This window comes from Streptosporangium sp. NPDC002607, from assembly GCF_053592655.1.
Genome location: NZ_JBSFWD010000024.1, coordinates 139,666 through 149,475 on the forward strand (window position 1 = coordinate 139,666; position 9,810 = coordinate 149,475).

Annotated in this window: 6 protein-coding genes; 2 read left to right on the plus strand and 4 right to left on the minus strand. The window is 69.8% G+C overall.

All coding sequences use genetic code 11. The features are described 5' to 3' along the window. Nucleotides 1–79 precede the first annotated feature (79 nt). On the plus strand, nucleotides 80–1,765 hold the full coding sequence (locus ACWD3H_RS26105) for a heparinase II/III family protein (RefSeq protein WP_451956859.1): 1,686 nt from the start codon (nucleotides 80–82) through the stop codon (nucleotides 1,763–1,765). Here the strand turns inward: ACWD3H_RS26105 and purU are convergent. From purU to ACWD3H_RS26125, 4 genes are all read right to left on the minus strand, one after another. Then, a complete protein-coding gene (purU, locus tag ACWD3H_RS26110; RefSeq protein ID WP_451956860.1) occupies nucleotides 1,741–2,625 on the minus strand; it encodes a formyltetrahydrofolate deformylase in 885 nt (294 codons plus the stop codon). The two genes, ACWD3H_RS26105 and purU, sit on opposite strands and share 25 nt — an antisense overlap. Next, nucleotides 2,622–5,075, minus strand: a complete 2,454-nt coding sequence (locus ACWD3H_RS26115) for a GcvT family protein (RefSeq protein WP_451956861.1) — start codon at nucleotides 5,073–5,075, stop codon at nucleotides 2,622–2,624. The genes purU and ACWD3H_RS26115 overlap by 4 nt, the downstream gene beginning before the upstream one ends. Nucleotides 5,076–5,270: 195 nt before the next feature. Beyond that, nucleotides 5,271–6,386 (minus strand): ABC transporter ATP-binding protein, encoded by a 1,116-nt coding sequence (locus tag ACWD3H_RS26120; protein ID WP_451956862.1) that lies wholly within the window; start codon nucleotides 6,384–6,386, stop codon nucleotides 5,271–5,273. Beyond that, nucleotides 6,386–7,405 carry an ABC transporter ATP-binding protein gene (locus ACWD3H_RS26125; protein ID WP_451956863.1) on the minus strand — a complete coding sequence of 340 codons (1,020 nt, stop codon included), beginning with the start codon at nucleotides 7,403–7,405 and terminating at the stop codon, nucleotides 6,386–6,388. Before ACWD3H_RS26125 ends, ACWD3H_RS26120 begins: the two co-directional genes overlap by 1 nt. Before the next feature lie 208 nt (nucleotides 7,406–7,613). Between ACWD3H_RS26125 and ACWD3H_RS26130 the strand changes: the two genes are divergently transcribed. Continuing rightward, nucleotides 7,614–9,734 carry an acetate--CoA ligase family protein gene (locus ACWD3H_RS26130; protein WP_451956864.1) on the plus strand — a complete coding sequence of 707 codons (2,121 nt, stop codon included), beginning with the start codon at nucleotides 7,614–7,616 and terminating at the stop codon, nucleotides 9,732–9,734. Nucleotides 9,735–9,810: the final 76 nt, after the last annotated feature.

Below are 9,810 nucleotides of genomic sequence, written 5' to 3' on the forward strand. Positions count from 1 at the left end.
CGCTGACGACCCGTTCGCCCTCGTAGTGCCTTCACGAGTGCGCGCGTGGGCCGTCCGAGACATCCTTTGGAGCAATCGCTTGTTTTGGCATGCCCGTACGGCGCTCGACCTGATCAGGAATCGTCCCGGAGCGCCCTCCCTGGCGACGAGCGAAGGACCGGTCATCTGCCCCGCCGACCGGTTTCCCGCGATCAAGGTGTCCGAGGTCATGGCGGGCCGGGTCAGGCTCGTCGGCCTGCCCCCCGTCGACCTGGGCACCGACATCGACTGGCGGATCGACCCGCACCGGAACCGCTCCTGGACGCTGAACCTGCACGCGCTGCGGTGGATGGGAGGGCTGATCGCCGAGTACGAGCGCTCCGGCGAGGCGGAGTACCTCGACCGCGCCACCCGGATCGCCGAGGACTGGGCACGCGCCAATCCCCGTGGCGCGACCGGTATCAGTCCCTGGGCCTGGGCCGAGCACCCGGTCGCGCTACGCGCCCCGGTCCTGGTCTGCCTCAGCGCGCACGTGCGCGACGACTGGCTGTCGAAGAGCCTGGTCGAGCACGCCGAGATCCTGTCCGACCCCGCGCTCTACCGGCGGGGTCACAACCACGGCCTGGACCAGGACATCGCGCTGCTGACGGTCGGCTGCCGTCTCGGCCAGGAGCGGTGGAAGGACCTGGCCGTCCGGCGGATGACCGACTCGGCGGAACTCGCCATCGACGCGCAGGGCGTGCTGCACGAGCAGGCTCCGAGGTACGGGATATACGTCCACCGGCGGCTGGGCACCGCGATCGAGGCGATCAGGGCGTCCGGGGCCGAGGTCCCCGCAGGGCTCGTCGCGCGGCGCGACTCGCTGGAGACCTACATCAGCCATGCCACCCAGCCCGACGGCCGCCTGGTGCCGATCGGCGACAGCCCGGCCGACACGCGCCCGAGCGGTTTCCGGCACGGGAAGGACACCGTGCAGGTGTTCGACGACGGTTACGTCTTCGGCAGGACCGCATGGGACGACCCGGAGTCGGCCTTCTACTCGATCAGGTTCGGTACCGGCCGCCGGCTGCACGGTCACGAGGACCATCTGGGCGTCACCTACCACGCCCACGGCCGGGACATCCTGGTGGAGGCGGGTTTCCACTCCTACGAGCGGACCGGCTACCGGAGGTGGACCATCTCCCCCGAGGCGCACAACGTGCCCGTCGTGGTGGACGCGGACCTCCGCGAGGGGACGGCGACGCGCCTGGTGAGCTCGTCCGTCGCCCCGGCGCGGCAGTGCTACCGGTTCACCGACACCGCGTACGGCGTCAGCCGTACGCGGTCGGTCCTGGTCGGCCACGGCGCCGACCTGATGGCCGTGCTGGACTCGGTCCCGGCGGGGTCGGCGCTGCGCAACCTGTGGCACTTCGCCCCCTCGCTCACGGTGGTCTCCAACCGTGACGGCCAGGTGGTCCTGGCCGACGGGGAGTGGCGGGTGACGCTGCTCCAACTCGCGATGCCCTCGGGCCGGCCGCTCGGCGGGCAGGCCGTGCGGACCGAGACGATCGCCCTCGGCTACCTCAGGCAGGCCGAGGCGACGACGGTCCTGTCCCCGCCCGCCGAGTCGGTGCTCACCCTGATCGTGCCCGGCGCCGGCGACCCCGAGGTCGCCCGGTCCGGCGGACGGCTGAGCGTCCGCACTCCCGGCGGCCACGTCTCCCTACCCTGGGACCCCGACCTGGGTTTCGCCGACCGGGTTCCGGTGCACCCCGGCGACGGTCAGGTGAAGACGACCGTACGGTGACCGTTGAGCAGCACCCGCTGCTGCACATGCCACTGGACGGCCCTGGCCAGGGTGCGGCACTCGGTCTCCCTGCCCAGCGCGACCAGGTCCTCCACCGACGCCGAGTGGTCGACCCGGGCGACGTCCTGCTCGATGATCGGGCCCTCGTCGAGGTCCGAGGTCACGTAGTGCGCGGTCGCGCCGACCAGCTTGACACCGCGCTCGTGCGCCTGGCGGTAGGGGTTGGCCCCCTTGAAGCTCGGCAGGAACGAGTGGTGGATGTTGATCGCCCTCCCGTCCAGTTCCTTGCACAGGTCCTCGGAGAGGATCTGCATGTACCGGGCCAGCACCACCAGGTCGATCCGGTGCTCCTCGACCAGTTCGAGAAGCCGCTGCTCGGCGGCGGGCTTGGTCTCCTTGGTGACCGGCACGTGATGGAACGGGATCCCGTGCCATTCGGCGAGCGGCGCGAGGTCGGGGTGGTTCGACACGATGGCCGGAATCTCGACCGGCAACTGCCCGGACCGCCAGCGATACAGCAGGTCGTTGAGGCAGTGGTCGAACTTGGAGACCATGAGCAGCAGCCGCGGCCTGACGCTGAGGTCGTGGAGTTTGTAGTGCATCTGGAACCGTTCGGCCACCGTGCCGAACCCGTTCTCCAACTCCGCGACCGGCGGCGTGGCCTGCCCGGTCCGCAGGTGGACCCGCATGAAGAACAGTCCCGAGTCCGGGTCGCCGAACTGCTGGCTCTCCGCGATGTCGCAGTCGTGCCGGAAGAAGAAGTCGATGACGGCGTGGACGATACCGGGCCGGTCGGTGCACGACAGCGTTATGACGATGGACTTCTTGCCGCTTTCCATGTGCGTCTCTTCCTGGCTCATGCCTTCAGCCTCGAACCGGCCGGGTCGAAGGGGGCGCGCAGGCTCACGTTCGCCGTCAGGAGGTCCCCGGCCACGTCGAGCTGGTAGGTGCCCGCGTTGATGTACTCGGCGTCGACGAGGGCGTGCTCGCGCTCGATGTACGCCAGCCCCACGCCCTTGCCCACCGTCGGCCCGTAGGCCGCCGAGCTGACGAACCCGGCCGGCTCGCCGTTGCGGAGGATGAGCTCGCCTCCCCACAGCGCCGTTCCGGCGTCGTCGACGGTCACCGACACCATGCGGCTGGTGACGCCGTGCTGCTTCTGCTTCTCGACGGCCTCACGTCCGCGGAACGCGATGTCGGTGTTGAGCTTGCACGCGAACGACATGCCGGCCTCGACCGGTGTCCGGTCGGGCGTGAGCTCGCGGCCCCATGCCCGGTAGCCCTTCTCGATGCGCATCGCGTCGATCGCGTAGTGGCCGATCGGCAGGAGGCCCAGGTCCGCACCGGCGTCGGTGAGGTGTTCGTAGGCGGTCACCGTGTACTCGGTGGGGATGTAGAGCTCCCAGCCCAGCTCACCGACGTAGCTGACGCGGGTGGCGCGGCAGGGCACCGGCCCCAGCTCGATCTCCTGGCTGGTGTAGAAGGGGAACCGCTCGCTCGACAGGTCCGCCTTGGTGAGCCGGTTGAGCAGTTCGCGAGACTTCGGTCCCATGATCCCGAGCACCGCGTACGACGAGGTCACATCGACGACCTGGGTCCGGCAGCCCGCGGGCAGGTTGGTGGTGATGAAGTGGTGGTCACGGGTGGTCTGCGCCGAGCCGGTCACCAGCAGGTACTCGTCGCGGGCGAGCCTGGTGATCGTCACGTCGGACTCGTAGCCGCCGCGGTCGTTGAGGATGCCGGTGTAGACGGTGGTGCCCGGCCTGACCGCCATGTTGGCGGTGCACAGGTACTGGAGCGTCTCCTCGGCGTCGGGCCCCTTGATGAGGAACTTCGAGAACGCCGTCTGGTCGAGCAGCGCCACCCCGTTGCGGGTCCCCTCGACCTCCGCGTTGACCTGCGGGCGCCAGTTCTGGTGTCCGAAGGAGTACTCCACCTCCTTGGACACCCCCTCGGGGGCGAACCAGTTCGGCCGTTCCCAGCCCATCCTGCTGCCCATGACCGCGCCCGCGGCCTCCAGCAGGTGGTGGACGGGGGAACGGCGCAGCGGCCGGCCGGTCTCCAGCTCGCGGTTGGGCCAGGGGATCGCGTAGTGCAGGCCCAGCGTCTCCTTGGTCCGCTCCCGCAGCCAGGTCTCGTTGCCGTTGAACTTCGCGAAGCGCCGTACGTCGACCGGCCAGAGGTCGCGGGTGCACTCGCCTTCGATGATCCACTCGGCCAGGGCCAGGCCCGCGCCGCCCGCCGAGGCGATTCCGGTGGAGTTGAACCCGGCGAGCACGTACATGTTGGGGATCTCGGGGGTCTGCCCCATGATGAAGTTGTTGTCGGGGGTGAAGCTCTCCGGCCCGTTGTAGAACTTCTTGATCCCGGTGGTCTCCAGTGCGGGGACGCGGATGATCGCGTTCTCCATCAGGACGGCGAACTGCTCCCAGTCCTCGTCGAGCAGCTGGAAGACGAACGGGTCGGGAATGTCGTGCGGGCCGACCCACGGCTTGGCGTCGGGTTCGAACCCGCCCATCACCAGGCCGCCGACCTCTTCCTTGAAGTAGATGTAGCCGTCCTGGTCGCGCATCACCGGCAGGTCGCTGGTGATGCCCTCCATCCATTCGGTGACCACGTAGAAGTGCTCGACCGAGTGCAGCGGGACGGTCGTCCCGGCCATCGCCCCGACCTGCGCCGCCCACTGGCCGGCGCAGTTGACGAGGATCTCGCACTCGATCGTGCCGGCCTCGGTGCGCACCCCGGTGACCCGGCCGTCGACCACGTCGATCCCGATGACCTTGGTGTTCTCCAGCACCTTCGCACCCCGGTTACGGGCGCCGCGGGCGAGGGCCTGCGTCATGTCGGTGGGGTTGGCCTTGCCGTCGCCGGGCAGCCAGACCGCGCCGACCAGGTCGTCGGTCCGCATCATCGGCCACTTCTCACCGGCCTCGGCGGGGCTGATCACGTGCGCCTCGACGCCGAACGCCTGCGCGGTCGCCGCGGTCCGCTTCAGCGAGGTCATCCGTTCGGCCGAGCGGGCGACCGAGAGGCTGCCCGACTGCTTCCAGCCGGTGCCGAGCCCGGTCTCCTCCTCCAGCGTCGCGTAGAGCTCGGTGGAGTACTTGATCAGCTTGGTCATCTCGTTCGTCGCGCGCAGCTGGCCCACCAGCCCGGCGGCGTGCCACGTGGTGCCACACGACAGGCTGCCCTGCTCAACCAGGACGACATCGGTCAGACCCAGTTTGGCCAGGTGAAAGGCGACACTTGTCCCAACGATGCCGCCACCGATGATGACGACCCTGCTACGTGCTGGCTGTTGTGCGTTCATGACTTCCCATGGTGGTGGCGGTTCACTGAGTGAATCTGCGGTTCATTCAACGGGTCGACAGCGGCACTGTCAACGGGGCGACGATTAACTTCTTGTATCCGGGGAGGACCGCCTGCGGCGCCTCCGGGGCACGTTCACACCCCGACCGGGAGAGGTTCACCGATCGGGAGTGCGGACGTGTTCAGGAACGGAGACTCAGGCGATGATCGCGGCGGCCTGCTCCCGCTCCAGCGGGAAGTGGCAGGCCGACCAGTGCTCGTCGTCGGCCTTGAGCGTCAGGGCCGGTGCCTGCCGGACGCAGGTACGGGGGACCTTACGCCCGCCGTCCAGCTCGTGGACCTCGTCGGCGGGGAGCTTCTGGGCGAGCAGCTCGGCGTGGAAGCAGCGCTGGTGGAAGGCGCACCCCGAGGGCGGGTTCGCCGGGTTCGGCGGGTCACCCGGCAGCTGGATGCGCTCGCGGGCGCGCTCCACATCGGGGTCGGGCACCGGCGCCGCCGACAGCAGCGAGGCGGTGTACGGATGGTGCGGCGAGGTGTAGATGTCGTCCTTGGCGGCGATCTCCACGATCCGCCCCAGGTACATCACCATGACCCGGTCGCTCACGTGCCGTACGACGGAGAGGTCGTGCGAGATGAGGATGTAGCTGAGGCCGTACTCCTCACGCAGGTCCTGCAGGAGCTTGAGGACCTGCGCCTGGATCGAGACGTCCAGCGCCGACACCGGTTCGTCGAGGAGCAGCACCTGGGGGGTGACCGAGAGCGCGCGGGCGATGCCGATGCGCTGGCGCTGACCGCCGGAGAACTGGTGCGGGAACAGCTTGGCCTGGGCGCGCTGGAGGCCCATCCGCTCCAGCATCCCGTGCACCGTGTCGAGCTTCTCCTGCTTGGACATGCTGGAGTTGGTGAGCGGTTCGGCGACGCTGGCCGCCACCCGCTGGCGCGGGTCCAACGACGCGTACGGGTCCTGGAAGACCACCTGGACCCGCTGGTGGAACTCGCGGAGCCTGCGCCCCGCCAGCTTGGTGACGTCCTCGCCGTCCAGGAGCACCCGGCCGCCGGTGGGCTCGATCAGCCGCAGGATCATCCGGCTCAGCGTCGTCTTGCCACACCCGGACTCGCCGACCAGACCGAGGGTCTCGCCACGGGCGAGGTCGAAGGAGACCTCGTCCACCGCCCTGACGACCTTGGACGGGCCGCCGAACCGCTTCTTCTTCCCGAAGTGCTTGGAGAGCTTCTCCACCCGCAGCACGGCGTCGGGTCCGGCGACGAAGGGACCCGGACCGTCCGCGGGCTCCGCGATCTCAGCGGCCATCACACACTCACATCCTGCAGGGCCATCTCCTCGGCGTGATGGCAGGCGGTCAACTGGCTGGTCGGGGTCAGCGCGCGCAGGTGCGGGATGTCCACCGCGCAGACCTCGCGGCCGTCGCGACGGTGACAGCGCGGGTGGAAACTGCAGCCGGTGGGGACAGCCAGCAGGTTCGGGGGCTGGCCGGGGATCGGGTCGAGCTCCGCGACGTGGGCGTCGGGCCGCGGGCTGGAACGGAGTAGCGCCTCGGTGTACGGATGAACCGTGTTCTTGAGCACCTGACGGACACTGCCGTGCTCGACGACGCGGCCACCGTACATCACCGCGACCTCCTCGGCGTAGCGCGCGACGACACCGAGGTCGTGAGTGATGATCACGAGCGACATGCCGAGCTCCCGGCGGAGCCCGTCCAGCAACTCCATGATCTGGGCCTGGACCGTGACATCGAGCGCCGTGGTCGGCTCGTCGGCGACGAGCACCTGGGGCCGGAGCGCGACCCCCATCGCGATCATCACCCGCTGGCGCATTCCCCCGGAGAGCTGGTGCGGGTAGTAGTCGACGCGCTCGCGGGGGTTCGGGATGCCGACCAGCCCGAGGGTCTCGATCGCCCGCCGCCTGGCCTCGGCGCGGGAGGTCTTCTCGTGGTGGCGCACCACGTCACCGATCTGCTGCCCGATGGTGAAGGAGGGGTTGAGACCGGCGAGGGCGTCCTGGAAGATCATCCCGATCGACTTGCCGCGCAGCCGGCTCAGCCGGTTCTTACCATCGATGGTGTGCTCCTGGCCGAGGTAGCTCACCGCCCCGGACTCGATCGACCCGCCGGGCGGCAGTAGCCCGAGCACGGATAGAAATGTCATGCTTTTTCCGGATCCGGACTCGCCAACCACCGCGAGAGTACGACCGCGGAAGCACTGCAAGGAGACGTCGTTGACGGGGTGGACGACGCCTCTCAGGGTTTCGATCCGGGTGCGCAGGTTCCGGATATCAAGAACGATGTCGCCTTGGCCATCGTTGACTGTCATGGCGTCTCCCGGGGCGGTTTGGCCCTTGCTACACTAAGCAAGTGGTTCAGTAGGTAAACCACTGGATCAAATTCGTCCCCTTATGTTACTGATACCAGGGGCAGAGTCGTCGGCTTGTGGTGAGAATCACTTAAATCTCCCGATCCGCCCTCCAGGGAAGTTCTCTCGCAAGCCAACGTCCGTCTCCGCGACCGGATGGTGACAAACCGTGCCTGATTCGGGCTTCCGCAACCTCCAACCGCTCCTGCGCCCGCGTTCCATCGCGGTGGTGGGCGCCTCACCACGACACAACCGGGGCACCCGGGTCCTCGAGAACCTGCAGAGGTTCGGTTTCGAGGGCGCACTGCACGTCGTCAACCCCAAGTACGCCGACGTGCTCGGCGTTCCGTGCGTCCCCTCCGTGCGCGAGCTTCCCGACGGCGTCGACCTCGTCGTCGTCGCGGTGGGCGCCGACTCCGCGCTGGCGGCCGTCAGGGACGCCGGCGAGCACGGCGTCCGCGCGGTGGTGCTGATCGGCAGCGGCTTCGGGGAGGGAAGCGTCGGCTCCGAGCGCGCCGCGGAACTCCGCCGCCTGCTTGAGAAGTACGACATGGTGGCCTGCGGCCCCAACTGCTACGGAACCGCGGACCTGGCGAGCGGCGCGGCGGCGTACTCCGGGCGGATCGTCGACCCGCTGCCCCCGGGCAACGTCGCGCTGATCCTGCAGTCCGGCGCGCTCTCGCATGCCGTCACCGACTCCGCGATGGGCCGGGGGCTCGCGGCCTCCGCGCTCATCACCACCGGCAACGAGGTGTCGGCGACGGTCTCGGACTACCTGGCCTGGTACGCCGAGGACGAGTCGACCGAGGTGATCGGCGTCTTCCTCGAAGGGCTGCGGGACGCTCCGAAGTTCGCCGCGGCCTGCCGCCTGGCCCGCGAGAGGGGCAAGGCGGTCGTCGTCGTCTCGAGCGGCCGATCCGACCTCGGCCGTCAGGCCGCCATGGCCCACACCGGCGCCATCTCCGGTGGCGCCGCGGCGCTCGACGGCCTGCTCGCCTCGGTCGGGGCCATCCGCGTCTCCGACCTCGACGAGTTCCGCGAGACGGTACTGCTCTTCTCACACCTGCGTCGCGGGAGTTCGGCGGCCACCGGTGTCGGCGTGCTGTCGATCTCCGGGGGCGCGAGCGGGCTGATGGCCGACGCCGCGGAGGCCTCCGGCCTCTCGCTGCCCGCGTTCGACCCCGCCGCCGCCGACCTGCTGGCCGAGCTGCTGCCCGGCTTCGCCGCGGTCAACAACCCGCTCGACGTCACCGGCTCCGCCGTTGAGGACCCGACGCTCCTGCTCCGTTCCCTGCGGCTGGTCGCCGACCAGCCGCAGATCGGCGCGGTGGTGTTCGCGATGAACGTCGGCCTCTCCGGCCCCGGCCAGGAGGCGCTCTATCGCAGGCAGGCGGAGATCCTGGCCGAGGTCGCCCGCGACGTCGAGACACCGGTGGTGCTGCTGACCATGACCGCGGGGCCGCTCGACCCGGTCATCCACACCACGCTGTCGGCGGCCGGTGTGCCGATCGTGATGGGGCTGCGTCCCGGCGTGCACGCGCTCACCTCGTGGCTCGACTGGCCGCGGTTCACCCTCGCCGCGCGGCCCGAGGTCGAAAGGCTCGACAGCTGGCCCTCGCCGCATGCCGTCGCCTCCGGCGCCGACGCGATGGAGGCGCTGGTGTCCGCCGGCGTTCCGGTCGCGCCCTTCGGCGTCGCGGCGGGCGTGGACGAGGTCGCGGCCCTGGTCGAGCGCGTCGGCACCCCCGTGGTGCTCAAGGTCGAGTCTCCCGACATCGCGCACAAGACCGAGGCGGGGGGCGTCGTCCTCGGCATCACCACCCCCGAAGAGGCCGAGACCGCCGCCAGGGCGATGCTCGCCTCTGTCGAGAGCCACCTGCCCGGGGCACGGATCACCGGGATCCTCGTGCAGCGGATGGTGGCCGGAGAGAAGCTGGAGTGCCTGATGGGGGTCGTCGACGACCCGCAGGTCGGGCTCGTGCTCTCCATCGCCCCCGGCGGGATCCTCGCCGAGCTCATGGGCCAGGCGGCGTCCCGCCCGGTGCCCGTCACCGCGCGGGACGTCGAGGAGCTCCTCGACGCGAGCGTGCTCGGCAGGCTGCTCGCGGGCTACCGGAGCGGACCGGCCTACGACCGTGCCACGTTGGTCCAGGCGGCGGTGCGGTTCTCCGAGATGGCGGCCTCGCTGCCCGGCCTGGCCGCCGCCGAGGTGAACCCGCTGCTGGTGCTGCCCGAGGGAGAGGGAGTCGCCGCGGTCGACTGCCTGCTCATCAACGACCAGGCGAGCTGACCGGCACTCCGGCCACATCGAAGAGCCTCGCCCCTGTGACAGGGGCGAGGCTCGTCGATGTGGGGGGGCCGGTTCA